Origin of the sequence: Mariniflexile litorale (assembly GCF_031128465.2) — a bacterium.
GTDB classification, from domain to species: Bacteria; Bacteroidota; Bacteroidia; order Flavobacteriales; family Flavobacteriaceae; genus Mariniflexile; species Mariniflexile litorale.
Genome location: NZ_CP155618.1, coordinates 2,532,501 through 2,558,587, shown reverse-complemented (window position 1 = coordinate 2,558,587; position 26,087 = coordinate 2,532,501). Strand labels below are relative to the sequence as shown.

Annotated in this window: 20 protein-coding genes, 1 tRNA gene and 2 rRNA genes (1 of these 23 only partly in view); 4 read left to right on the top strand and 19 right to left on the bottom strand. The window is 34.5% G+C overall.

Translation table 11 applies throughout. The annotated features are described in order from the left end of the window. Positions 1-5 precede the first annotated feature (5 nt). The 3 genes from QLS71_RS10460 to QLS71_RS10450 form a co-directional block, all read right to left on the bottom strand. Positions 6-554: a thioredoxin fold domain-containing protein gene (locus QLS71_RS10460; protein WP_308992920.1), complete on the bottom strand. Its 549-nt coding sequence runs from the start codon at positions 552-554 to the stop codon at positions 6-8. Positions 555-643: 89 nt separating this feature from the next. Then, on the bottom strand, positions 644-2,428 hold the full coding sequence (locus QLS71_RS10455) for a peptide MFS transporter (RefSeq protein ID WP_308992919.1): 1,785 nt from the start codon (positions 2,426-2,428) through the stop codon (positions 644-646). Between the two features lie 64 nt (positions 2,429-2,492). Beyond that, positions 2,493-4,049: a peptide MFS transporter gene (locus tag QLS71_RS10450; protein WP_308992918.1), complete on the bottom strand. Its 1,557-nt coding sequence runs from the start codon at positions 4,047-4,049 to the stop codon at positions 2,493-2,495. Positions 4,050-4,227: 178 nt separating this feature from the next. Between QLS71_RS10450 and QLS71_RS10445 the strand changes: the two genes are divergently transcribed. Both QLS71_RS10445 and QLS71_RS10440 read left to right on the top strand, forming a co-directional pair. Beyond that, the gene (locus QLS71_RS10445) at positions 4,228-5,592 is read left to right on the top strand and encodes a hydroxymethylglutaryl-CoA reductase, degradative (protein WP_308992917.1); all 1,365 of its coding nucleotides are present in this window, start codon (positions 4,228-4,230) and stop codon (positions 5,590-5,592) included. Positions 5,593-5,595: 3 nt separating this feature from the next. Continuing rightward, positions 5,596-6,507: a GYDIA family GHMP kinase gene (locus QLS71_RS10440; RefSeq protein ID WP_308992916.1), complete on the top strand. Its 912-nt coding sequence runs from the start codon at positions 5,596-5,598 to the stop codon at positions 6,505-6,507. Between the two features lie 126 nt (positions 6,508-6,633). Here the strand turns inward: QLS71_RS10440 and QLS71_RS10435 are convergent, their stop codons facing one another. From QLS71_RS10435 to QLS71_RS10390, 10 genes are all read right to left on the bottom strand, one after another. Beyond that, positions 6,634-8,415, bottom strand: coding sequence for an L-fucose isomerase (locus tag QLS71_RS10435; protein ID WP_308992915.1), 1,782 nt, complete (start codon positions 8,413-8,415; stop codon positions 6,634-6,636). A 28-nt stretch (positions 8,416-8,443) separates the two neighbouring features. Next, entirely contained in the window at positions 8,444-9,922 is a 1,479-nt protein-coding gene (locus QLS71_RS10430) for a sodium:solute symporter (RefSeq protein ID WP_308992914.1), read from the bottom strand. A gap of 94 nt (positions 9,923-10,016) precedes the next feature. Next, positions 10,017-10,955: a dihydrodipicolinate synthase family protein gene (locus tag QLS71_RS10425; RefSeq protein ID WP_308992913.1), complete on the bottom strand. Its 939-nt coding sequence runs from the start codon at positions 10,953-10,955 to the stop codon at positions 10,017-10,019. A gap of 212 nt (positions 10,956-11,167) precedes the next feature. Next, positions 11,168-13,297: a SurA N-terminal domain-containing protein gene (locus tag QLS71_RS10420; RefSeq protein WP_308992912.1), complete on the bottom strand. Its 2,130-nt coding sequence runs from the start codon at positions 13,295-13,297 to the stop codon at positions 11,168-11,170. A 181-nt stretch (positions 13,298-13,478) separates the two neighbouring features. Beyond that, complete coding sequence (locus QLS71_RS10415; protein ID WP_308992911.1) at positions 13,479-14,768, bottom strand: hemolysin family protein; 1,290 nt, start codon at positions 14,766-14,768, stop codon at positions 13,479-13,481. After that, the gene (locus QLS71_RS10410) at positions 14,769-14,963 is read right to left on the bottom strand and encodes a hypothetical protein (protein WP_308992910.1); all 195 of its coding nucleotides are present in this window, start codon (positions 14,961-14,963) and stop codon (positions 14,769-14,771) included. Positions 14,964-15,036: 73 nt separating this feature from the next. Then, positions 15,037-15,591, bottom strand: coding sequence for an LPS export ABC transporter periplasmic protein LptC (lptC, locus tag QLS71_RS10405; protein ID WP_308992909.1), 555 nt, complete (start codon positions 15,589-15,591; stop codon positions 15,037-15,039). Next, positions 15,591-16,973, bottom strand: a complete 1,383-nt coding sequence (locus QLS71_RS10400) for a hypothetical protein (RefSeq protein ID WP_308992908.1) — start codon at positions 16,971-16,973, stop codon at positions 15,591-15,593. Before QLS71_RS10400 ends, lptC begins: the two co-directional genes overlap by 1 nt. A gap of 18 nt (positions 16,974-16,991) precedes the next feature. Continuing rightward, a complete protein-coding gene (locus tag QLS71_RS10395; protein ID WP_308992907.1) occupies positions 16,992-18,296 on the bottom strand; it encodes a hypothetical protein in 1,305 nt (434 codons plus the stop codon). Then, positions 18,293-19,024 carry a type III pantothenate kinase gene (locus QLS71_RS10390; protein ID WP_308992906.1) on the bottom strand — a complete coding sequence of 244 codons (732 nt, stop codon included), beginning with the start codon at positions 19,022-19,024 and terminating at the stop codon, positions 18,293-18,295. The genes QLS71_RS10395 and QLS71_RS10390 overlap by 4 nt, the downstream gene beginning before the upstream one ends. Positions 19,025-19,205: 181 nt before the next feature. Between QLS71_RS10390 and QLS71_RS10385 the strand changes: the two genes are divergently transcribed. Further along, positions 19,206-19,278, top strand: a tRNA-Phe gene (locus QLS71_RS10385). A gap of 114 nt (positions 19,279-19,392) precedes the next feature. On the opposite strand, the gene QLS71_RS10380 is transcribed toward QLS71_RS10385, so the two are convergent. From QLS71_RS10380 to QLS71_RS10365, 4 genes are all read right to left on the bottom strand, one after another. Next, entirely contained in the window at positions 19,393-20,346 is a 954-nt protein-coding gene (locus QLS71_RS10380) for a transposase (protein WP_348636626.1), read from the bottom strand. Between the two features lie 19 nt (positions 20,347-20,365). Next, complete coding sequence (locus QLS71_RS10375) at positions 20,366-20,719, bottom strand: transposase family protein (protein WP_308991875.1); 354 nt, start codon at positions 20,717-20,719, stop codon at positions 20,366-20,368. 77 nt (positions 20,720-20,796) lie between these two features. After that, positions 20,797-21,750, bottom strand: a complete 954-nt coding sequence (locus tag QLS71_RS10370; protein WP_348636626.1) for a transposase — start codon at positions 21,748-21,750, stop codon at positions 20,797-20,799. A gap of 19 nt (positions 21,751-21,769) precedes the next feature. Further along, a complete protein-coding gene (locus tag QLS71_RS10365) occupies positions 21,770-22,123 on the bottom strand; it encodes a transposase family protein (protein ID WP_308991875.1) in 354 nt (117 codons plus the stop codon). 548 nt (positions 22,124-22,671) lie between these two features. Between QLS71_RS10365 and QLS71_RS10360 the strand changes: the two genes are divergently transcribed. Beyond that, on the top strand, positions 22,672-23,583 hold the full coding sequence (locus QLS71_RS10360; RefSeq protein ID WP_348636625.1) for a transposase: 912 nt from the start codon (positions 22,672-22,674) through the stop codon (positions 23,581-23,583). A gap of 92 nt (positions 23,584-23,675) precedes the next feature. Here the strand turns inward: QLS71_RS10360 and rrf are convergent. Next, positions 23,676-23,782 (bottom strand): 5S ribosomal RNA (gene rrf, locus QLS71_RS10355). Between the two features lie 153 nt (positions 23,783-23,935). Beyond that, positions 23,936-26,087 (bottom strand): 23S ribosomal RNA (locus tag QLS71_RS10350); it runs 683 nt beyond the window's last position.

Below are 26,087 nucleotides of genomic sequence, written 5' to 3'. Positions count from 1 at the left end.
TTTTATCAACCTTTGAATTCAGGTTTAAAAGCTGTGTAATAAGCGTTAAATTTTTCTTGAGTGTCTAAATTTTTATGCTCATCTACTTTAAACATTTTTAGATACAGTTCTAACTGTGGAGGTGTTTGATACCCCTTAATTGGCGCAATAACATCCCCCTTTTCATCCATAAAAACAATGGTAGGATATGCTTGAATTTGTAAATAATGTGATAATTCATGGTTAGCATTACGTCTGCTAGCCATTTCTGGTTTATATCCAGGATTAGAATAAGTTTTACCTTTGTAAGTAATATTGTCATTTCCTTCGGCATTAAACTTAACAGCATAATAATTTGCATTCACATATTTAACAACATCAGGATTTTGAAAGGTGTTTTTATCTAACATTTTGCAAGGTCCGCACCAATTGGTGTAAACATCCATCATTATTTTTTTTGGAGTTTTCTTTTGAAGTTCAACTGCTTTTTCAAGTGTTACCCAATTAATTTCCTGTGCTATACTGCTAATCGAGGTTAAAACAGCAAATGATAATACATATAAAATTCTCTTCATAATTCACTTTTTTCAAAAAACTAATATCGAACATACAAAAAATGCGCCAAAAACCGCGCATTTTGAATATTTTTTAACCTTTTTTTCGATTAACGGATACCGTGCATTAGTTTTTTTAGCACTGGATTTAAAAATATCGAAATAAACCCCACACCAATAGGAATAAGCGTAAATATCAAGAAAAATGTTCCTAACGAATATTGTTCAGAAATTTTATCAATCATTCCTCCCATAGTTCCTGCGGCTTTTTGTCCTACAGCAATTGCCAAATACCAAATACCAAACATAAACCCTATCATACGGGCTGGTACTAACTTACTCAAATATGAAAGTCCTAATGGCGACAAACAAAGTTCGCCCATTGTATGGAATAGATATGCTAAAATTAAAAATATAATACTTACTGAAGCCGTTTTTGCTCCCGATGGAATACCCGAGGCTCCATAAGACAAGATCGCAAAACCAACACCTAAAAGAATTAAACCAATACCATATTTCATGGCTGCACTGGGGTTATATTTACTTTCCCACCACTTTGAAAAAAAAGGAGCGAGTGTAATAATAAAAAATGAATTAAGAATACCAAACCAAGTAGCATCTATTTGATTGCCTTCCTGAGAAAATTTATCACTCAATCTATAAATAACTAAACCCCAAACTCCTATAAAAGCAATAGCTAGCACAATATTAGAAACACCAATTCTTGAAAATGTTTTTCTAGTAAGTAAGTAAATAACCCATGTGATAATTATGAGTGGAATAGTAGTTAATAAAGCATCAACCACTTTAAAAACCATTGCAGAATTGCCCACTAATTCTCTATCGGTATAGTCTCTTGCAAATAAGGTCATAGACCCTAAAGACTGTTCAAAAAACGCAAAAAAGAAAACCGTAAAAACTCCAAATATGGTCACAGCAATAATTCTATCTCTTACAATAGGAATGTATCTAGAAATTCGGATTATCAATAGAAGAAGAAACAAAACTAAAGCCGTCAAAACAATAACATTGGAACCGCTTAAACCTCCAATTTCAAATGGAATTAAGCCTATGCCCTTTATTTTTTCCAATGGATCATTAAATAAATAAAGCAACCCTCCTACCGACGATAAGATGACTAATATTTTATCAAAGACTGTAAAAGGATTTAATTTTTCTTCTGAAAACGATTCTTCTGAAACAATAGTGCTTTTTTCATTAATATTTTGAGGCAGTTCAACCTCATGTACTTTACTTGGTTTTGCTCCTATGTCACCAAACAAATTACCCGCTAACCAAAATTGTAACATCCCTAAAAACATAAATATTCCAGCTAAACCAAAACCCCAAGACCACCCTTTATTTTCTGCTAAATATCCGCAAAGCATCATTCCAAAAAATGCCCCTGCATTTACTCCCATATAAAAAATGGTATAGGCGCCATCTTTTTTCGATTCCTTACCTTTATACATTTCAGAAATAATAGAAGTAATATTTGGCTTAAAAAAACCTGTTCCTACAACCAACAAAGCCAACCCAATATAAAATGTGAGTGTCGTTTCCAAAGCCATTGATGCGTGACCTAGTGTCATTATCAAACAACCTATAACGACTGCTACTCTATATCCTGTAATTTTATCGGCAACCCAACCTCCAATAATGGGCGTTAAGTATAATAATGAAGCGTAGGTACCTATTAAAGCCAAAGCGTGTTCACGAGGCCATTCCCAGCCTGGATTGTCACTTAAAATTGGGGCTGTTAAAAAAAGCACTAATAATATTCGCATACCATAGAAAGAAAAACGCTCCCACATTTCAGTAAAAAACAATACAAAAAGCCCTGCGGGATGCCCTAAAACTTTGTCTTTAAATAGATTTTCAATGTCTGTATTCATAAATGATTTATTTTAAAAAAAAGGATAACCTCACAAATTCTAAAAACAGTGATATTAATATATTTTAATTATCTGCTAATTCAAAACCTTCAGCTTCATCAGAATGCATAATGCGTTCATTATCTTCAGCTGCATGTGTTAAGCGCTTTAGAGGCTTTAGCAATAAAATAAATAAAGTTCCCATGATAACCGTAAAGATTAGTATTCCTGAAAAAACCGCATATTCTCCATAATGGGAAGCCGATTCTCCCACAAGTCCTGCAACTTTATTGCCTAAACCTGTTGCTGCAAAATACACCCCCATCATTAAAGAGGCATATTTAACGGGAGCCAATTTGGTTATAAATGATAAAGCCACAGGAGAAATACAAAGCTCTCCAATGGTATGAAATAAATATGCTAAAACTAACCAAATCATACTTGATGTTCCTGATTTTTCAAATTCCATGGCTGCGAATACCATGAAAAGAAACCCAAAGCCCATGATAATAATTCCTAATGCCATTTTAAATAATGACGATGCTTCTTTTCCCTTTAATTTTCGTTTAGCCCAGAAACCAGCAACTATGGTAGCAAAAATGATTATAAAACCGGCATTCAAACTTTGGTACATAACTGTTGGAATTGTCCACCCAAGAAGAACCCTATCTGTTTTTGATTCTGTATATAGATTCATGAGTCCTCCTGCCTGTTCAAAAGCCCCCCAAAATATAATCACCATTATAAAAGACAGCAATAAAACTAAAAATCTGTCTTTGAAGATTTGTGAATCTAATTCTTTGTAAATCATAATTAATAAAGCAGCAATAGCTGTTAAGAAAAGAAATAATAAACCAAACCCCCACTCTAAGGTGTACCACCCATATATAGAACTTAGAAATAGAATTCCAACAATAAGTAATTGTTTGGGAGATGATAATAATTTAGAATATAATTTAACATAAGACACTTCGTCTACATCTTTCGAACTGGATACAAAATTACCTACTTTCTTTAAATACTTTTGCCCAAAAACATAATTTATTAACCCTAAAAGCATAACAATTCCTGCAAGACCAAATCCAGCATGCCAACCCCATTTAGCTACAACCGCACCAATTACCATTGTTGCTAACAGTGCTCCCGTGTTAATTCCAATATAAAAAATACTAAAACCTTTATCTCTTCGTATATCGCCTTCTTTATACAATCCTCCAACCATTGTTGAAATGTTTGGTTTTAATAAACCCACTCCTAAAATAACAAGTCCTAGTCCTGTATAAAACGCCCAAATATCGGTAAGAATTAAAACACCATGACCTATACATAAAATAATGGCACCATATAAAACTGCCTTTTTTTGTCCTATTAATTTATCTGCAATCATCCCACCAGGAATAGACATCACATAAACTAACATCGTATACCAACCATAAAGAGCCAATGCTTCTTGACTAGTCCATCCTAAACCTGCTCCTCTGGCATCATCGCCTAAGGTTGAAGTTGTCATATACAAAACTAATAAGGCGCGCATTCCATAATAAGAGAAACGCTCCCACATTTCTGTTAAAAATAAAATGTATAATCCTATAGGTTGTCCCCAAAGTTCTTTTTGATGTGGTTTTAATGTATTAACTGCCATGAATTTATTGTAAAATTATTATTAAAATATACCGATTAAAATTCTAAAACATTAAAATAATCTTGTTAATTTCAATCAATCGTTGCGGTTTTACTAAAAGTTTTCAAGTTTACTAAAAATTCTTCAAAAAACCCCAAATATTAACAATTAAATACCACTAGGTTCGTATAAAAAAAGGATGTACTATCTTTGCCTGATAACTAAACTAAAATTAATGTGCGCTGCTATTTCTGGCTTTTCTAAACTATCGAAATCCAAAAAAATTGATTGGATAGTTGAAACCTACTTTTCTAATGCTGAAAATGCTAAACGCATTCTAAAACAATATTGGAATACTAACGAAAAAATTCAACAACTTCACGACGAGTTTATTGAAAACACCATTACCAATTATTATTTACCACTTGGTGTTGCCCCAAATTTTTTAATAAACGGAAAATTATACACCATACCTATGGCTATTGAAGAAAGTTCGGTAGTTGCTGCAGCTAGTAAAGCTGCTAAATTTTGGATGGATAGAGGTGGTTTTAAAACTCAAGTTCTTTCGACAACAAAAATTGGTCAGGTGCATTTTATGTATTACGGTCATGTTGAAACATTAAAAAACTTCTTTAATTATATAAAACCAAAACTAATAGAAAATGCAATACCCATTACCAAGAACATGGAAAAGCGTGGTGGTGGCATTTTAGATATTGAATTACGAGATAAAACACAAGATATAAAAGGCTATTATCAGCTGCATGCTTCGTTTGAAACATTGGATGCTATGGGGGCTAATTTTATAAACTCCTGCTTAGAACAATTTGCTAAAACGTTTAAAACTGAAGCTTTAAGTTTTAATGCTTTTTCTGCGGAAGAAAAAGAGATTCAAATTGTTATGAGCATACTTTCCAATTATGTTCCCGACTGTTTGGTACGTGCCGAAGTAAGTTGCAAGATTGAAGATATAAGTGAAGATAAAAATATTTCTGCGGAAGAATTTGCTACTAAATTTATACAAGCTGTAAATATTGCCGAAGTAGAACCATACCGTGCTGTAACGCATAACAAAGGTATTATGAATGGCATTGATGCTGTTGTTTTAGCTACTGGAAACGATTTTAGAGCTGTTGAAGCTGGTATTCATGCCTATGCTTCAAGACATGGAACATACAGTAGCTTATCTCATGCTAAAGTTGAAAATGGTATATTCACTTTTTGGATGGAAATTCCATTGGCATTAGGAACTGTGGGTGGACTTACTGGATTACACCCTTTGGTAAAATTATCATTAGAATTGTTACACCACCCAACAGCCAAAGAGTTGATGCAAATTGTAGCCGTAGCTGGATTAGCTCAGAACTTTGCAGCTTTACGTTCTTTAACTACAACTGGGATTCAAGAGGGACATATGAAAATGCACTTGATGAATATATTAAATCAATTTGAAGCCACCGACGTTGAAAAACAAACCTTAACCGAACATTTTAAAACAAATGTGGTAACACATAGTGCGGTAGTTGAAGCTATTAAAGATTTACGATTTAAGAAGAACGATTGACGAATGCAGAAATTTTACAGTAACGGAAAACTTTTAATTACAGGTGAATATGTAGTGCTTGATGCTGCTTTATCACTCGCGTTACCAACAAAATTTGGTCAATCGTTAAACATTGAAACGATAAACGAACCTAAAATTGTTTGGAATAGTTTTGATGAAAAAGGTAATGTTTGGTTTGAGGACACTTTTTTGATTGATAAGATTGCTTCGTCGTTACCTCCTCGCAATGACGTTTCACAACGAATTATCCAAATATTAAATGCGATAAAAACACTAAATCCAGCTTTCTTAAACTCTAAAAATGGTTTTAAAATTTCTACACATTTAACATTTTCTAAAAATTGGGGATTAGGTACTTCTTCAACCTTAATAAATAACATCGCACAATGGGCACATATAAATGCGTTTGAATTATTAGAAAAAACATTTGGTGGTAGTGGTTATGATATTGCTTGTGCACAGAATAGCACGCCTATTACTTACCAATTACAAAAAGACAACATACTTATAAATTCAGTTGATTTTAAACCAAAATTTAAGAATTGTTTATATTTTGTTTATTTAAATAAAAAGCAAAATAGTCGTGATGGTATTGCCAATTACAAATCGAATAAAGGTAATATTGCTTCTTCAATTTCTGAAATTAACGACATAACCACTAAAACCATTTCCTGTTCTAATCTAAAGGATTTTGATGCTTTAATGACACAACATGAAATTATTATTTCAAAAATTATCAAACAACAAACCGTTAAATCACTTTTATTCAATGATTTTAATGGAAGTATAAAAAGTCTTGGTGCTTGGGGTGGCGATTTTGTTTTGGCTACTTCGGAAGAAAACCCAACTGCTTATTTTAAAGATAAAGGGTTTGACGTTGTGATTCCTTATGATGATATGATTTTATCAAACTAAAAAGCGGCTTCAATTTTTTGAAGCCGCTTTTTAGTTGCGTTAGGGATTGAAACGGCATCCTTTTTTGAGGCACGAAAAAAAGATACAGTGTAAAGCCCGACCCTTGTGGTAACGCCCAAAAACTATTTATCCGTAAAGTGCTTTATATGTTGCACATGCTCTATAATCGGATGATTCTTTGTCCATACCAAACGATGCCCATGCACTTGGACGGAAAATTTTATCTTCATCAACATTGTGCATATTTACTGGAATACGCAACATAGATGCCAAGGTTATTAAATCGGCCCCAATATAACCGTAAGTGAACGCACCATGATTCGCACCCCAATTTGCCATGACGCTATACACATCTTTAAACGCGCCTTTACCCGTTAAATTGGGCACAAACCACGTGGTTGGCCATGTAGGATTGGTACGCTCATTAATGGTATTATGTACATCTTCTGGAAGTTCGATGGTTTTACCTTCGGCTATTTGTAACACTGGACCAATACCTTTTACAATGTTAATACGGCACATGGTAACTGGCATTCCGCCTTTGGTTTTAAAGGTTGACGAATAACCGCCACCTCTAAAATATTCTAACATGCCTGGTCCCCAAGTAGTGTGTTCCAAGCATTTTTCAACTTCATTTTCTGTAATATCCCACCAAGGCTTCATGACTGGTTTACCATTAATGGTTTGTTGCCCTGTACCATCTAAAGCCGATGCTCCTGAGTTGATAAGATGAATAAATCCGTTTGCAGCATCTCCAGTAAGCGTGTGACCTGTAACGCGTTTTACCGCATCAGGACTCCAATACGTACGTACATCACTAAAAATTTGAGCGGCTCCAGTTAATAAATGACCGAATAGCATAGATATTCCGTTTAAACTATCGTTTTCGGTAGCAAACATAAAAGGTTGACGGATGCCATTCCAATCGAAAGACGATGTTAAAATAGCTTCCATAAAATCCCCATTCGGAAAATGATCTGTCCATTGGCGTTGCCCTTGGAAACCACCAGAAATAGCATTTCTACCCAGAGCTTCTTCGGCGTAACCTATTTCTTTTAATTTTGGATTGCCTATCATTAAATCGCGTCCAATCAATGCCATTTTGACCACAAACTCCCAATCCTTATCTAGGGCTTCACGTGATTTTACTTTTTCCGGTGGATTATAATTTTTGCTTTCTTTACATTTTGCTTTTGTCCATGCTAAAGCTTTTTTATATTCATCCTTATCGTAAATTTCTTGTTCAATTCTACGGATGAATTCAGACATATCGATATTTTCACAGCGCATGCCCAGGTAACTTTCAAAGAAATTAGGATCTAGAATAGAACCCGCAATTCCCATAGACACCGAACCCATTGATAGATATGATTTTCCTTTCATGGTAGCAACGGCTAATCCTGCTTTTCCAAAAAGCAATAATTTTTCTTGAACATCTTCAGGAATACTCGTGTCGTTACTATCTTGTACATCGCGACCATAAATACCAAAAGCTGGAATGCCTTTTTGGTTATGTCCCGCTAAGGCAGCTGCTAAATATACAGCACCAGGACGCTCGGTACCATTAAAACCCCAAATGGCTTTTGGAAGTGTTGCATCCATATCGATGGTTTCACTACCATAACACCAACAAGGTGTTACCGTTAAACTGACACCAACACCTTCTCTTGAAAATTTATCGGCAGAAGCTGCTGCTTCGGCAACACCTCCAATACATGTATCTGAAATAATACATTCTACTGGACTACCGTCGGCATGTCTTAAATTTTTAGATAAAAAATCGGCTGCTATTTTTGCCATATTCATAGTAGAAACTTCAAGTGATTCTCTAACACCATCTAACCTACCATCAATTACAGGACGAATTCCTATTTTAGGCAGTTGCCCTATTAAGTTTTTAAAATTCATTTTTATTTAATTTATTCAATATTAAAATTTAAGATGATTGTTTTTTAGGTTGCATAAGCATAGACACTAAAAAACCAACCAAAAAAATTGCAATCGTACCAAACACGATAGTTAAGTAAGTGTGAAATGATGCTCCTATGGAGTCTTTTCCGAAAATGGTTTCAGAAAAAGTTAACCAAAGAATAACTAACACCCCTGAAATCATACCAATAATAGCACCTTTCACATATTTAGTTTTAGTAAATATGCCTAAAAGGAACAATCCTAACATGCCACCACTAAAAATTGAGGATAATTTCCACCAAGCATCTAAAGCACTTTTTACGTTTATCATGGCTATTCCAATACCTATTCCTATAATACTTATTATTAATGAAGATGTATAAAGCACTTTCATACGTTGCTTGTCGCTCGCATCTTGTTTGAAATACTTGTTATAATAATCGGTTAGAAATACCGTAGCTGAGCTATTAAAACTTGTGGAAATGGTACTCATTCCTGCTGCGAAAATAGATGCAATCATTAATCCCGTTACGCCAGAAGGCAAAGCATTCACGATAAAATATGGAAACACTCTGTCGGCTTTACTAATATCTTGTAATGCATCAGGAAGCACTTCAGCAGAATTATAATATGCAAAAAGAGCGGTTCCAATAAAGAGAAACAATGCCGAAATTGGCAAATAAATTAATCCACCAATTAATGCGGAACGTTGTGCTTCTTTATCCGATTTTAAAACCATATAACGCTGTACATAATTCTGATCAATTCCAAAGTTTTGAAGATTTATAAAAACACCGTAAATCAAAACCACCCAAAATGTTGGTTTCGATAAATCCAATTCAAAACTACCTAAACCAAATTTATCATTATCAGCTGCTATACTGAATATTTGCATAGGTCCTTCAGGCATATTGTAACACATAAAACCAATACACACTAAAGCACCAACTATTAGAATAATACCTTGAATAGCATCTGTCCATAACACCGCAGTAATACCGCCTAACATGGAATAAACTACTACAATTAAGCCTGTGAATACAATTATAGTGGCAATATCCCAACCTGTTATCGCATTTAAAGTGAGTGCCAGTAAATACAAAATAGTGCCGATCCGCATCAATTGGGTTAATAAATAACAAATGGAAACATAAATTCGTGCCCAAGGCCCGAAACGCTGTTCCATAAAGGTATAAGCTGAAGGACTATTAATTTTCCGGTATAATGGTACAAAATACTTAACCGCAATAAGTGTTGCAATAGGAAGCGACAAACTAAACACCAACGCATTCCAATTAGACTGAAACGCATTTCCTGGTAACGCTAAATAACTGATACTACTTACGAAAGTCGCAAAAATAGACATAGTCACTACCCAACTTGGTATATCTTTATTACCAACGGTATATGCTGAAGATGTTCTATTTTTTTTAAAGAAAGAGCCTCCAAAAAGGGCTATACCACCTATATAAATAAAAAAAACGATGAGATCAATAGTATTCATTAATTTAGTTTTACTTAGTTACGCAGGCATGTATTATATAGAAATAGGGGAACTCAAAACAGCTTAAACTGGTTAGATTTAAACTTTAATCGTATTACAATAGTTTAATGATTTCTTTTTCAATTCTTTTGATGTTTTTAACAACTTTATTCATCTCCTTTTCATCAAAACAACTAAATGGCGGTGCAATATGCGCTTGAATAATTCCTAATGTTGCCAATGCTCCTTTAAGACCTTTTAGATAACTAGACCCATAAGACCCCAATGTATAAATACTTGTAGTGATATCCATAACTAGACTTTGTAAGACTTCAATACGCGCCAAATCTTTAGCTATAGCTGCATTGTATAAAGCGACATAAAGTTTAGGAAACATGTTGGCACCACCATTAACGCCTCCTTTTCCTCCCATCAATATGGTTTCGGCAGTAATTTCTTCTGGACCTACAATAAGAGAAAAATCTGGTTTGGATTTTAACAGATAGCATAATGATTGAAAATAAACCGTATTTGCAGAACTATCTTTTAAACCTACGATATTTGGATGTTCAGACAAACGAACAACCGTTCTTTCATCAATATTTATTTTTGTATGTGAAGGCATATTATAAAGGAAAAGTGGTAAAGGAAGTGAATCTGCCAGTCTCCAATAATATTTATATAATTCTTCTTGACCTAAACCATAATAGTATGGTGGTGCCGCCACCACATATGAAGCTCCAGCTTTTTTGGCCATAGATGCTAATTGCAAACTCTCTTCAATAGATGTATCGGTAATTCCTACAAAAACAGGGATTCTGCTATTAACAATTTTACAACTTTCATTTATAAGTTGCTCTCTTGTTTTATAACTTAAACTTGTAGATTCTCCTGTGGTACCTAAAACAAACACCCCGTGAACGCCACCAGCAATTAAATGTTCTAACAGGTTATTTACTCCTTTAATATCTAATGAAAGATTATCAGATAACAGGGGAGTGACCATAGGAGGGATAATCCCTCCTACAACGGTTTTGTTGGCTTTTATTAACATTCTGATTATTATTAATTTTAAAGATCTAGTAAATAGCTAAGATTCTAAATTTAATAATAAAATAGTGTTATTTTTAATCGGTGGTCAATTTTATAACAAAGTGATTTCAGATAAAAAATACGGTTAACAAGCAAAAACATTATTAAAACAAAAAGGAGCAAATAAATTTGCTCCTTTTTTAAAATTTTAAACTCTTTCTTTTGAAAAGAATATTATTGAATTTGATTTTTAGCTCTGTTATCTTCAATATCTGAAACCTCTTTCAAAGCGTTATAAAGTTTGGAAGAAACCACATTTAATTTTTGTTGTTCTACTCTATTCGCTACTGCTTGATAACTATCTAACTTAATAGCTGGTTTTATTTTAGTTACTTTAATCATATAAACACCATTAGAACCTTCTATTAGTTTAGAGGTTTTTCCTTCTTTCAATCCAAAAGCAGCTCCAACAACTAAAGGTTCTCTTCCTACACCCGTAATCATTGGGTTCTTCATATTCACATCTGAAGCTGTTTTTACCGTAGTATTTTCTGCTTTAGCTAAAGCTTCTAAAGACGTCGCCGATACTCTTTTTCGAATTAATTCAGCTTTCTTTTCTTTACGTACAATAGGTATCACTGTCGCTTTTGCATCTTCAACAGACATGAGTCCTTCTTCATGTTTAGCTACCAATTGTGCAATAACATATCCATTAGTGATATTAAAACGTTTAATATCTCCTACTTTGGCATCATCTTCAAAAGCCCAACGTACTATAGGTCTTTGATTTCCAACACCAGGTATATTTTCATCTAAAATTTTCATCCCATTAACAGGACGTACCATATAGTTTTTCTCTTTCGCTGCTGCTTCAAAATCTTTTTTCTCTACAGCTATTTCAAAATTAGAAGCATCTCTAAAAACTCTATCAATGGTAGCCTCAGAGGATTCAATTTTTCTAGCTAGAGTTCCAATTTGCAAGGCTCTTTTCTTCTCTTTTTGCCCTTCAATTTCTATAATATGAAAACCGAAAATGGTTTTTACCACTCCCAAATCTCCTACACTACCTTCAAACTCAAAATCATTAAATTCTGGAACCATAGAGTTATAAGGGTGCCAATCATAACGTCCTTCATTTTGAACACTTCCTTGATCTGACGAGTATTCAGTTACCAATTCTGGAAACTTGCTACGATCTGCTTTTATAACCGTTAATAAACTATCGGCAGTTATTTTAGCTTGTGCTTCTGTTTGCGTTACTTCCGGACCTGCACTTTGAGAACCAATAAAAGGAATTAATATATGTCTTACTTTAGTAGAATCTGGTATTTGTTTAACTGCTATTACTTTAGAAATTTTAAAGTATCCGTTATCATTATATGGACCGTAAATTTGACCTTCATTTAATTTGAAAATGCTATCGGCAACACCGGTTGGTAATGTCGATTTAAAAACAAAACGCTTATCAAATTTAATATCTGAATTGTTGTTAACAAAGCTTTCGTTATTAGTCGTATTTAAAAAACCAATAACTGTTTCATCGGTTTTAGATATATCGTTGTACTCTACTTTATCTATTAAAAGATCTTTTAAACTTGCTTTTAAAGCTTTTTCGTCTTCTGTTGATGCGACTTCATTAAATTGAACAAACTTAATATCTCTTGATTCTTTTACCTCAAACTGTTTTTTATGTTTATCTATATAATCTGAAACATCCGAACTTGAAACCTTTACTTCATCATCTTCAATTGAAGAATAAGGAATTTGAACAAATTGAATATCAACTTTATTTCCGTCTAATTTGTATTCTAATTCACCTTCTTTAAGCGTTGCAGTTAAACCAGCTCTAACCATGTTAAAGTAGTTTTGTTGCAAAGCATTTGCAGCAATAGATTTTTCATAATTAATCCAACCTTGGTAGCCTTCGGCAGAGGTTTCTTTTAAATTGGCAATGTATTCGTTTAATTTATTCTCATCAAACAAGCCTGCTCCGTTTAAAAATTCAGGACTTGATGCCAATGCTGTTTTTAACAAATCTCTCATTTGGTCTTTTTCAACAGAAATCCCTAGTTTTTCAAACTGATTTTCCATAATGGCTTGTCTCACTTCTTGTTCAAAAACCTGGTTAATAACCTGTGAACTAGATGCATCTGGACCTGCTTGACGTTGCGCTGCTTCTACTTTTTGCATAAAGTCCTCACGGGTAATGTCTTTACCATTTACGGTTGCAACAATATTTTGAGAATTTGATGAAAACGAGCTACCGCTTTTAAATAAATCTGCTAATACAAAAGAGAATAACGCTAACGCTATTACGATGATTAAAAATAGTGAACGTTGTCTTATCTTATTTAAAACTGCCATTTGAAATTATTTTTTAAAAAATCTGTTGTTAAGTTGGTTGTCAATTATTACTTGACGAAATATCGTGGGCGAAAATACTATTTTCTCTTTAATAATAAAAGTGTTATTAGGCATTTGTTTACAGTTATGTACTTTGTTCTTTAACGAAGTACATAAATACGATTTCTAATAAAAACGGCAATTAATCTATGTCTAAAAGCTTCAATTCTACCAAGTCTATTTTGGTATTAGATACTTCTAAAATTGTAAAACCAAAAGCATCGATTTTCACAACATCATTTTGAGCAGGAATTTCTTCGGTATGATTTACAATTAAACCACCTAAGGTTTCATAATTTTCACTTTCTGGAAGGTTTAGTTTGTAGGTTTCATTAAGATAATCCACTTCCAATCTTGCTGAAAAGGTATAGATGCCATCATCGTGTTTTTCTTCAATTAAATCGACGGTATCATGTTCATCTTCAATCTCCCCAAACAGCTCTTCAACAATATCTTCAACCGTCATAACTCCTGAAGTCCCTCCATATTCATCTAACACCACTGCAATACTTTTTCTTTTCTTAATAAGCACACTAAGTACATCTTTAACAAGTACAGTTTCTGGAACAAATTCCACAGGAAGCATCATCGCTTTTATGTTTTTAGGTCTTTTAAATAACTCGAAAGAATGCACGTAACCTAAGATATCGTCGATAGTTTCTTTATAAACTAAAATTTTTGTAAAACCTGTTTCTGTAAATAGTGCGTTAAGCGATTTTATAGAATCGTTAATCTCTATCGCTGTTATTTCTGTACGTGGTACCATAACTTCACGGGCTTTCACTTCGGAAAATTCTAAAGCATTTTGAAAAATTTGAATTTCGGAATCTACTTCATCATGCGATTCAACGGATTCCATTTGCTCACTTATATAATTACCCAGTTCTACCTTTGTGAATGCTAATTGGATTTGATCGCCTTCTGTTTTGAAAATATGCTTCAAAACAAAATCTGAAATCCAAATAACAAAATCTGAAATAAAAGTAAACAGCAAATAAAATCCATAAGCAGGAATCGCCAGTGCTTTAATTAAAGTATTCGCATATATTTGAAAAAATACTTTAGGAAAAAATTCAGCAGTAATTAAAATAACAAGCGTAGAAATGACGGTTTGAGTTAAGAGACTAAAATCTGTTAACATTAAGTCTAAAAAAACGTATGATGTTGGCACCATCGATTTAAACAAATCAACCAGTAAATCGCCCATAAAAAACCCATAAATAACTAAAGCTATATTGTTACCAATAAGCATGGTTGCAATGAATTTTGAAGGTTTTAAGGTGAGTTTAGTTAAAACTTTTGATAAAACACCTTCTTGCTTTTTTTCGATTTCTATATGAATTTTATTTGAAGATATATAAGCAATCTCCATACCCGAAAAGAAGGCAGAAAGTATTAATGATACAATGATGATGATAACATCAATACTCATCTATTTTGAATTATTAGTATTATCGTATTTCTTAGCAAACTTTCTTCTAAAGAAATACATAAAGATAGCTAATGCAGCTAGTCCGAAGGAAACATAAGCACTATTGGTGCCATGATTCCATTTTCCTATACCATCATAAATAAACAGTGCGGCAAACACCAAATAAGCATATTGAAAAATTTTAGAATACTTCATGGTAAATTTTATATTAATATGTAAAGGTAATTAAAATTGAAGAATGTAAATTTTTAAATTAATTTGAATAAAATTAATCTTCTACAGTAATAATACCGGTAACCTCTAGCACTTCGGCATTGGTGAATTTGGAATTAGAATCGAAACCATTACCATTTATAATATCGGTTTCTGTTTTAAATGTTACTGGTTTATTAGTAAACAACCATTCTTTTTTCTGGTCATAATACAATTGTTCAGTTTTTAAAACTCTATTATCCGCAGTTGTAATGATCACATTTCCTTGTAGGTCTAATAGGTCTGTTTGGTCGTAAATAATAGCATAATCAGCAACTACCACACTTTTTTTATTTTGCTCATCAAACAAACTTAAAGTAATACCTTCAGGAAATTCGTTGTAAGGAAAATCTCTATTAGTGAAATCTACCATTTTAGGACTTAGAAGGTTTGCTGTAACCCTACCTGAATCGGTATATTTTAAATTAATATTTTCAGCAATTCCAATGGGTTCATTTTCTGAAATACCTATTTTTTGAACTTGCTCAAAACTGTCGTTACATGAAAAAAACATAGTCACCACAAATATGGTGACTATGTTTAATATTTTATATAAATTTTCTTGTTTCATTACATTTTTGGTACTGTAACCGAAGCCCCAATCCAACAACCAATTTTAATAGTCTCACCTGAGTTACCAGCACTAAAAATTTCAGACTTCTGTGGTGCTTTAGATAAATAGTTGGCTGCAGAATTTGCAGATGCACTTGCTAATTTAGAATCTACACGTGCTGCTTTTTGAGCTTCATCTGCTGCTAACCAGTATACAGCTCTTTTATTAAAATTCGTATCGCCACAATCATTAGCACTTGCTGCGTACATAGCTGCAATAGATAAATAAGGACGTCCGTTTGATGGATTTAATCTTAAAGCTTCTCTAAAAAACGTTCTTGCTTGCGAATAACTACCTTTAGATTTAAGTTTTAAAGCTATTCTATTATTAAGATTTGCTTTTTTAAAGTTATCCGTTTCTAAATCTATAGCTTGTTTATAAAAAGTAATAGCTTGACTAGATTTACCTTCTTTATCTTTTAAGATACCTAAATAGTACGCTGAATTGGCCGATGGACTTAACTCATGGAATGCGTTTACTAACTTAAAGAATAATGGGTCGTCTGTACATTCTTTTTCAGACATTTTTCCTGCTGCTCTTTGCAACCAAACTGCATTTCCTTTATTTTCTTCAAAATTCTTTTGGTATAAAGGAATTAAAATATCACAACTTGCTCTGGTACCCATTTTTTCATCAATACCAGCTTCAATTTGATCATAGGCTGCTAAATAACTTTCATAATACGCTTTATATTGAGACTCTTTGCCTGTTAACTCTGTACCAGCTTCTTCTTTTTCAATAAGTACGTTTAGACTTTCTGAGTAGTTTTTAACTTCTTCTTCTACTTTCTCAACAATATCATCATATTTATTAAATAAATCTTCAGCAGGTTTTTTACCAGCATCAAATAAATCTACCATTAAAGAAAAATAAGTATATAAACTTTGAGGGTTAGTAAAAGTTGCTTTATCTAATTTGTATACAAGATCAAAACATTCATACAATTCTTCATTTGTTTTATTTAATATAGCTCTATTATCATACATCAATTGGCAAGATTGCGCTCCATACTCTCCTTTAGGGGTTTTGCTAGGAAAATGCTCGCCTCTTTCTTTCCAAAGTTTTATTAAATCGTTTATAAAAGGTACTTTATCTGCCCCTGTAGTTTTTTCAATTTTGTCAGTTAAAATTTTCTCACCATCAACATATATGGCATTATTAAACTTAGGGCATTTATTTCTTACATCCATCCAAGGTTGGTAAGCTGCATCAAAGTTTTTCGCTTTCACATATTCATGGAATATAGAAAGCTTTGTCATACATTCTTCATCTTGTTGCGCAAAACCAATATTTGAGCCAATAAATAATGCTATTAATAATATTTTAATTTTTGTTTTCATAATAATAATGTTAGTAGGTTAATCATATTTTCTTTTCTGAAACCATCTATCGTTCAAAGATAAACTTATTTGGAAATTTACAAAATCCTCTTGAATTAAATTGTTGTTTGTTGTTCCTCTCTTACCTAGCTCAAAACCTAAGTTTACATTAGAGAAAAAACTTCCCACTGGTAATCCTACTCCAAAAGATATGCCAAACTCGTTTATCGATTCACTTTCTATATTTAAACCTGTGTTTTCAAAATGTAAACCAGCTCTATAAACAGCTCGTTTGAAATAACTTGAGAAAGAATTATATTGAGGAATATAAAATCCACCTATAGATAATGAAGTTGCATTTTCATATTTAACAGCTGCGCTTGTATATAAATCGTTTGAAAAATCGCTTGTTTTTTGATATTCGGTCTCCACTCCTACAAACCATTTTCTTGGTTTCCCAATACCTGCTCCTATTGAAAATTTGGAGGGTAATACTAAATCTGTTTCTGAAAGTCCTGAAGACTCTAAATCAACTTCTATGGTTTTACTTAATCTTGGATCTAGACTATTCATAACAGTAAATGACCTTTCATTTATTGAAGACAAATTACTTCTTGGAGTATATGTTACCCCTGAAACCAATTCTAGATTCGCATTAATCATCGTTTTGTATGACAATCCTAAATTCACATTTAACCCACTTAAATCAGATCTATTATTTTCGCTAGTTTGACCTTGTAATAAATTACCATCATCGTCGTAAGTGAATGCTATAGTACTATTTTGAATATTCCCAAAATTATACTGAGCATCAATCCCAACGCTTAATTCTTCGGTGATTTGATATCCTAGACCTAAAAAAGCTCTATTTAATCCACCCTCACCATTAAATCTATTAGATATTCTTCCATCGTCATAATTATTATCTAAAGATTCTAATTTATACCCCACAGCAGTATAAGGTAATAAGCCGAAGCCAAAACCAAATTTTCCCATGGGTATGGACATCGCTAAATAATCGAACGTGGTAGAGCTCGCTTTTGCACTTCCTGAGTTACTTTTCCATTTCACATCGGAATAACTTGTTCCAACAGTAAACTTTATAGGTCTACTTTCTCCACCTAGCATTTCAAGGTTTTTTCCAGCATAGCCAGCAGGATTTCTTAAATTTACATGAACACTATCCATATAAATACTTAAACCGCCCATGCTTCGGTTTTCGACTGTCCCTTTAAATTTTAAGCTTCCAATACCGTAAAAAGAATAAGGAGAGGCTATACCCTCTTGCCCGTAACTATTAATTGCTAAAACTGCAATAAAAATTAATACAAGTTTTTTAATCATTCGTTTGAATTAAATTGTAAAATAAAGTTCAGTCCCTCTAAAAGAAAATTAGAAGTCGCAAATATGCTACTTTTTAATTGTTTAGACAAGAAATTACTATCACCTCCTGTTAAAATAACTGTTAAATCTGAATAATTTTCTTTGTACTCTATAATAACACCATCTATTTCTTTTAAAATACCATAAACCACACCCGAATGCATAGATGTTTCCGTTGAATTTCCAATAATACTGTCTGGTAATTCTATATCTAATAAGGGTAATTTTGCTGTTAAGTTGTTTAATGCCCTGTAACGCATGCGTAAACCAGGAGAAATGGCACCACCAAGGTACTCATTTTTATTATTTATAAAATCGTAGGTAATACAAGTACCTGCATCAATAATAAGTACATTCGTATTGGGGTACTTATTGACCGAAGCGCTTACTAGCGCAATTCTATCAACCCCCAGTGTTTTTGGTGTTTTATAAAGGTTTGCATATGGCAATTTCGTTTCTGTGTTCAAAATCATTAATTCGAAATAACCCCTCATAGTATCAAGGTCACTTTCGCTTAATTTACCAACTGAAGAAACAATAGCTTTCTTAACGGTAGTAAACTTATACTTAACCGCTTTGATACTATTTAAAATTAAATCTAACTCGACTACTTCTTTGTGTTTTATATGGTCGCCATCAAAAACAGCCAGTTTTACAAATGAGTTCCCTACGTCTATTATTAAATTCATATTTTTATTAAAGTTCAAATTTACAAAATGAGAAATAATAACAATTCTTATTTAACTTATTATATTGATTATAAAATACATGCATAGCCAAACTTAAAAAAAAATAAAATAGTGTACATTTTTTATAAATTTCTCTTGCTGAATACTAAAAATCAATATATATTTGCAACCGCTAAGGCGAGGTACCTTAGCTCAGTTGGTAGAGCAAAGGACTGAAAATCCTTGTGTCCCTGGTTCGATTCCTGGAGGTACCACGAAAAAATCCTGAAACTTAATTGTTTTGGGATTTTTTGTTTTTAAGAAATTGTATTAGCCTAAGTTGGGATCAAGGATCAAGGCTAAAAGTGGATCAAGGCTAAAAGTTGTGTTTAAGCAAAAATAGTGGTTAATCTAAAAAGGAAAAATTCTATATTTTTGACACCTCTAAACTGGGCTCTAAAGGCTTTTATCTTTGCGTTAAAAGATTCAGCAGAAGCATTTGTACTTCGATTGATGAAATAGTTAAGTATAGATCTATAGTTTAGGGTTATCGTATTTGCTATTGTATTGAATGCTCTAAATCCAGATTGTTCAACATCTTTATACCAATGCGCTAGCTTTGTGTATGCAGTTTCTACTGATTTTGCTGTATTGAAAATATTTCTAAGGCCTTGAACTAGGTTAAATGCTAGTTGGATATCAGGATATTGATCGAAGAGTATTTTGCTTCTCTGGTATTGATTTTCCGTCCAATTAGAGGGTGCTTTGTAGAGTAAATACCTGCTTCTTGCTAAGAGTTGTTTTCTGGTATCTCCATTATCAAAGACCTCTTGTTTATAGGTCTTGTGATTTGCTCTGGCAAGTTTTATGTTTTCGTTTTCTAGATCTATGGCGTCCCACCTATATTTGATTCTTATATCTTGTAGTGCTTCCAAGGCTAATTTCTGTACATGAAACCGATCAGTAACCTGTATGGCTTTTGGGAAACATTTTTTAGCGATAGTTTTCATTGAGTTAGCCATGTCTAGTGTAATCTCTTTAACCTTCGTTCTTTTCTTTGCTGATAATTTAAGAAGCTGTTCTATAATAGGTTCTACTTTAGTGCCAGAAAAAATGGCAACGATACTTCCTTTTTTACCTTTGGCTTTTTTGTTGGTAATGATGGTGTAGAGTTCTCCCTTTGACAAAGCAGTCTCATCAATAGATAAATGGCTTCCTATATTTTCAGGAAAGATGAGATATTGTTTTGCATGTTTCTTCTGATTCCAGTCTTTAAAATCACTTAAATAATCTTTATACTGACGTTGTAGTTTTTTACCATCAACGCCATAAAAATGTCCTATGGTATGACAATCTGAAGCTCTAGTATTGATTAATTTCTTTTAAAAAAGCAGCGAACTCTGATGTCATACGAGTTCCCTGTGCTACTAAGTTCCAATCTCTCTGCACGACTTGTTTGGTGGTCTTGTCTAACCATCTGCGACGCTTAACATGCAGGTAAACTGTATTGCCTCGTAAAGGAAAATCTTGGATGGTTACTTCTTTATGAAAACCATGCGCAATTAATGTGCGTTTAGATTCTTCTTTAGGTGTTGCATTTTGTTCTTCAAAGTAAAGATGCATGACTTCGCCATTTTTAGTATGCTTTACAAGATCAAAATGGTTGATTAGAAATTCAGGTAAAATAAGTTTGAGTAGTTCTAGATAATGGTCCAAAATCTTTTTTTTGCAAAAATCCGAAAACTATAGGTAATTCACACACAACTTTTGGTCATGATCCCTAAAAGTTGTGTTTAAGCAAAAATAGTGGTTAATCTAAAAAGGAAAAATTCTATATTTTTGACACCTCTAAACTGGGCTCTAAAGGCTTTTATCTTTGCGTTAAAAGATTCAGCAGAAGCATTTGTACTTCGATTGATGAAATAGTTAAGTATAGATCTATAGTTTAGGGTTATCGTATTTGCTATTGTATTGAATGCTCTAAATCCAGATTGTTCAACATCTTTATACCAATGCGCTAGCTTTGTGTATGCAGTTTCTACTGATTTTGCTGTATTGAAAATATTTCTAAGGCCTTGAACTAGGTTAAATGCTAGTTGGATATCAGGATATTGATCGAAGAGTATTTTGCTTCTCTGGTATTGATTTTCCGTCCAATTAGAGGGTGCTTTGTAGAGTAAATACCTGCTTCTTGCTAAGAGTTGTTTTCTGGTATCTCCATTATCAAAGACCTCTTGTTTATAGGTCTTGTGATTTGCTCTGGCAAGTTTTATGTTTTCGTTTTCTAGATCTATGGCGTCCCACCTATATTTGATTCTTATATCTTGTAGTGCTTCCAAGGCTAATTTCTGTACATGAAACCGATCAGTAACCTGTATGGCTTTTGGGAAACATTTTTTAGCGATAGTTTTCATTGAGTTAGCCATGTCTAGTGTAATCTCTTTAACCTTCGTTCTTTTCTTTGCTGATAATTTAAGAAGCTGTTCTATAATAGGTTCTACTTTAGTGCCAGAAAAAATGGCAACGATACTTCCTTTTTTACCTTTGGCTTTTTTGTTGGTAATGATGGTGTAGAGTTCTCCCTTTGACAAAGCAGTCTCATCAATAGATAAATGGCTTCCTATATTTTCAGGAAAGATGAGATATTGTTTTGCATGTTTCTTCTGATTCCAGTCTTTAAAATCACTTAAATAATCTTTATACTGACGTTGTAGTTTTTTACCATCAACGCCATAAAAATGTCCTATGGTATGACAATCTGAAGCTCTAGTATTGATTAATTTCTTTTAAAAAAGCAGCGAACTCTGATGTCATACGAGTTCCCTGTGCTACTAAGTTCCAATCTCTCTGCACGACTTGTTTGGTGGTCTTGTCTAACCATCTGCGACGCTTAACATGCAGGTAAACTGTATTGCCTCGTAAAGGAAAATCTTGGATGGTTACTTCTTTATGAAAACCATGCGCAATTAATGTGCGTTTAGATTCTTCTTTAGGTGTTGCATTTTGTTCTTCAAAGTAAAGATGCATGACTTCGCCATTTTTAGTATGCTTTACAAGATCAAAATGGTTGATTAGAAATTCAGGTAAAATAAGTTTGAGTAGTTCTAGATAATGGTCCAAAATCTTTTTTTTGCAAAAATCCGAAAACTATAGGTAATTCACACACAACTTTTGGTCATGATCCGGGATCAAGACGGCTCAAGAATAAAACTTGGGGACAATTATATATATTTTTTTAAATTTACAATCAAAAGAGCTTTTGCATTTAAATTTAGCCCAATATTTACTACCCGAAGGAATCTTAGAATATTTTGATGTAGTTTCCAGTAAATCTGAATCTGATAAAATTCACTTTTACTTATAAGAAAAAAATATCCTACCTGTCGAATACGAACAGCTCCCTGCTAAATCTAAGGGATTCATACCTGAAATTACTGTAGAAGATTTCCCTTTGCGAGGGAAAACGGTTTTACTTCATATCAAACGGCGTCGTTGGACACTTTTAGAGAGTCATCAGATCATAAAAAGGGATTGGAATTTAGTAGCGCAGGGAACTCGTATGACATCAGAGTTTGCTGCTTTTTTAAAAGATATCTCTAGATACTAACGCGGTAAGTGCCAGTAGATTTGGGGAGTATTACAAAACCAATGGTAAGCGTCTTCAGTTTATTTACAAAAACCATCTTAGCGATTTTAATGAGTGGAAACAGAAAACCCATGCAAGCGAATGGTTGTTTTTTGGAAAAAACTTAGGCAAATATTTAAGTTTAGATGAAACCTCTCTTTCAAACGGAGAACTCTATACCATCTTAACCAATAAAGATGCTCATGGTAAAAAAGGAGCTATTGTAGCCTTAGTTAAAGGAACCAAGGCAGAAGATGTGATAAAAGTAATCAAAATGATAGACGGCTCAAGACGTAATATGGTTAAAGAGGTTACAGTGGACATGGCTGCAAACATGAACTTAATCATCAAAAAGTGTTTCCCTAAAGCAGAAATTGTAACCGATAGGTTCCATGTGCAAAAGTTAGCCACGGAAGCTGTTCAAGAAGAACGTATTCGATTGCGTTGGGAGGTTCTTGAACAAGAAAACAGGCTTATCGGGAAGTCAAAAAAGAAAGACATGGTTTACTCGCCAGAAATACTTAGCAATGGGGATACCAAAAGACAGCTTTTGGCTAGGAGTAGATATTTATTGTTTAAACACAAAACCAAATGGACTCCATCACAAATTACAAGGGCTGAACTATTATTCAAACGGTATCCATCAATAGAAAAATGCTATAACTTAGCACAACAACTTAGCAACATTTACCAAACCAATACCAATAAAGATGTTGCAAGATTAAAACTGGCACATTGGTATGAAAATGTTCAGAAATCTGGATTTAAATCATTTAATACAATATCTAAATCATTACAAATACACCATAATTCTATCTTGAACTATTTTAATAATAGAAGCACTAATGCTTCGGCGGAATCATTCAACGCCAAAATAAAAGAGTTTAGATCGCAATTCAGAGGCGTAAGAGATGTGAAATTTTTCCTGTTCAGACTAACTAAATTATACGCATAAATAACTTAGTCCCCAAAAAATGAGCTTGATCCTAATTTAGTTAAAAATAAAACACAAAAAAACCCCTTCATTTTTCAATGAAGGGGTTTCCAAAAAGGCAACGACCTACTCTCCCACAATGCAGTACCATCGGCGCTAACGGGCTTAACTTCTCTGTTCGGAATGGTAAGAGGTGAGCCCCGTCGCTATAACCACCTTAAGTTATAGCTGTTGTAATAAGTTTAACCTTATTACTTACAGCGTTTTGATTAAAAATCAAAACAAATATCTTAACATATTGAAAAAAGGGTAATTTATACCATCATACATGAATACTATAATAATTGTATTGAACTTAGTAAAAAAACAGGCGTACAATAAGCCTATGGGTTATTAGTACTACTCGGCTATGACATTACTGCCTTTACACCTATAGCCTATCAACGTGGTAATCTTCCACGACCCTTTAAAGAAATCTCATCTTGTGGTGGGTTTCGCGCTTATATGCTTTCAGCGCTTATCCCTTCCCAACGTAGCTACTCTGCAATGCTCCTGGCGGAACAACAGATACACCAGAGGTTAGTCCAACTCGGTCCTCTCGTACTAGAGTCAGATCCACTCAAATTTCTAACGCCCACTGTAGATAGAGACCGAACTGTCTCACGACGTTCTGAACCCAGCTCGCGTGCCACTTTAATGGGCGAACAGCCCAACCCTTGGGACCTTCTCCAGCCCCAGGATGTGACGAGCCGACATCGAGGTGCCAAACCCCCCCGTCGATATGAGCTCTTGGGGGAGATCAGCCTGTTATCCCCGGCGTACCTTTTATCCTTTGAGCGATGGCCCTTCCATGCGGAACCACCGGATCACTATGCTCTTGTTTCCAACCTGATCGACTTGTAGGTCTCTCAGTCAAGCACCCTTATGCCATTGCACTCTACGCACGGTTACCAAGCGTGCTGAGGGTACCTTTAGAAGCCTCCGTTACTCTTTTGGAGGCGACCACCCCAGTCAAACTACCCACCAAGCACTGTCCCCTTTGTTCAAGGGTTAGACTCTAGATAAGCAAAGGGTGGTATTTCAACAATGACTCCACAACGCCTAGCGACGCCACTTCAAAGTCTCCCACCTATCCTACACATTACTTATCCAAAACCAATACTAAGCTATAGTAAAGGTGCACGGGGTCTTTTCGTCCCACAGCGGGTAATCGGCATCTTCACCGATACTACAATTTCACCGAGCTCATGGCTGAGACAGTGTCCAGATCGTTGCACCATTCGTGCAGGTCGGAACTTACCCGACAAGGAATTTCGCTACCTTAGGACCGTTATAGTTACGGCCGCCGTTTACTGGGGCTTCATTTAAGACCTTCGGGTTACCCCTAAGCCCTCCACTTAACCTTCCAGCACCGGGCAGGTGTCAGGCCATATACATCATTTTTCAATTTAGCATAGCCCTGTGTTTTTGATAAACAGTCGCCTGGACCTTTTCACTGCGGCCACCCCGAAGGGTGGCGACTCTTCTCCCGAAGTTACGAGTCTATTTTGCCTAATTCCTTAGCCATGAATCTCTCGAGCACCTTAGAATTCTCATCCCAACTACCTGTGTCGGTTTAGGGTACGGGCTGCTTCACTTGCTTTTCTTGGAAGTCGCTTTTCTGGATTATCACCTTGACCGAAGTCTCAGTGTACTATCGCGGTATTACTACTCGCTTCAACGAACTATTCCGTCAGTTCGCACCAAATTTACGCCTCCGTCACTTTTATTGTGAGCAGGTACAGGAATATTAACCTGTTGTCCATCCACTACCCCTTTCGGGTTCGCGTTAGGTCCCGACTAACCCTCAGCTGATTAGCATAGCTGAGGAAACCTTAGTCTTTCGGTGTGCGGGTTTCTCGCCCGCATTATCGTTACTTATGCCTACATTTTCTTTTGTAGCTTCTCCAGCATGACTCACATCACACCTTCGACGACACTACAATGCTCCCCTACCACTTATATAAATATAAGTCCATAGCTTCGGTAATATGTTTATGCCCGATTATTATCCATGCCGAACCGCTCGACTAGTGAGCTGTTACGCACTCTTTAAATGAATGGCTGCTTCCAAGCCAACATCCTAGCTGTCTAAGCAGTTCAACCTCGTTATTTCAACTTAACATATATTTTGGGACCTTAGCTGATGGTCTGGGTTCTTTCCCTCTCGGACATGGACCTTAGCACCCATGCCCTCACTGCTGATTAACATTTTATAGCATTCGGAGTTTGTCAGGAATTGGTAGGCGGTGAAGCCCCCGCATCCAATCAGTAGCTCTACCTCTATAAAACTATAAATCAACGCTGCACCTAAATGCATTTCGGGGAGTACGAGCTATTTCCGAGTTTGATTGGCCTTTCACCCCTACCCACAGGTCATCCGAAGACTTTTCAACGTCAACCGGTTCGGTCCTCCACTGTATGTTACTACAGCTTCAACCTGCCCATGGGTAGATCACACGGTTTCGCGTCTACCACTACTAACT